Source organism: Geobacillus sp. DSP4a (assembly GCF_013096875.1).
Classification (GTDB): domain Bacteria; phylum Bacillota; class Bacilli; order Bacillales; family Anoxybacillaceae; genus Geobacillus; species Geobacillus thermophilus.
On sequence record NZ_SDLD01000113.1, the window covers coordinates 1 to 1,510 of the forward strand.

Below are 1,510 nucleotides of genomic sequence, written 5' to 3' on the forward strand. Positions count from 1 at the left end.
CCTCCCTCTATAAATGTTGATATATCAACGGTTGTAGCCGTTTCAGGGGTGTCAAAAAAATATTTTTCGACAAAGTTTCTAACATTATTTCTTAAATATGTGTATATCTTACATTGACTGGGTACGCTTCGCGGCCACTACTGGTTAAATTTGGTTGTAGTGGGGGAAGCGTATGGGATGCACCGTGGATCTCTGCATCGCTGATGATGACGAACCCTCCCATGTCTCTTGGCATCCTTGTGCCTACATTCCTTCGTTCGGTCTAGTCATCAGGCAGAGGCCGGCTAAGCTCCTTTAGGGACTCAAGGTCGAATGGATGATATCGCGCCAGCTTCTCTCCGTGTCATCCTTGTTGTCTAGAGAATCGAGACTATAGGCATCAAGCAGCCGTTTCGAGGCCAAAGATGTCCCACATCATTCGCTTCACGTCAAACGCCTGTCGTTTCGTACACACCGCATGCAGTACCTTCAGTAATTTTCCGCATAACACTACAATGGATTGCTTCTTCCGCAACGGATTATCAGGACGTGTCGTGTAATAGTCGTGCAGCTGCCGAAACGCTTCGTTGTGGCGGATCATCGGCATCATCACCCGGAACAGAAGGGCGCGCAACCGCCTTCTTCCACGCTTCGAGATCCGTTTTTGCCCTTTGTGTTGGCCGGAGGAATGTTCCCGCAGCGTCAGGCCCGCTAATTTGATAAGCTGCCGCGGATCCTGATAATGGGAGAAACTCCCGATCTCTGATAACAGTTCTACGATGGTCGCATCGCCTAAGCCCGGAACGGTCTTCAGCCATTCGTATTCGACCGATGTCTGTACGAGTTCAATCAGCTGCTCTGTCAGTGCCTCGATTTCTTCTTCCAGTTGGCAGTACCGGCGGACAAGCGTGGCAATTTCGATACGGGCCATCTGTTGTCCTTCCGTTACGCCAATGGAGTGTTGGGCCAATTCCATCAACTTCTTCGCTTTCGGCTTTTGTGGCGATTGTAATCCCTCACTTTGCCGGTAAAGGGCCAGCACCTCTTCTAGTTCTTTTCCTGCCAGATCACTCGGAAATGGCGTATATTCCAGCACCGCGAGCGCCATTTTCTCAAATGACGGGAAGACTTGGGAAAACTCCGGAAAATATCGATCAAGCCAGCGAATCATTTGATTTCGAATCGCTCCCTGTTCTTCCACCAATTTGGAGCGAAATGTCGCCCCTACGCGCAGTTCCGCCTCCATCCCTTTCAGAATACGCGGATAGCTGAATCGGCCGTCTTTCACTAACCGGGCAATGACGAGCGCATCTTTCGCATCATGCTTGGTTGGAAGGTTATCGTCCAGCTCTTTGGATCGCTTCACGTGCATCGGGTTTGTCATGACGAGAGGAATGCCTTTCTCATCAAGAAAATAGGCGAGATTCAGCCAATAATGTCCCGTTGGCTCGATGCCAACGATCACCTCGGTTTTTCCAAATTCCTTCATGGCTTCCACGATGCACTGGTACAACCATTCCAATCCTTCTCT

Annotated in this window: 1 protein-coding gene; it reads right to left on the minus strand. The window is 49.9% G+C overall.

What is annotated here, in order from left to right:
* Nucleotides 1-379: 379 nt before the first annotated feature.
* On the minus strand, nt 380-1,510 hold a 1,131-nt coding region (locus tag ETC02_RS16530; protein WP_171698436.1), incomplete at its 5' end, for an IS110 family RNA-guided transposase.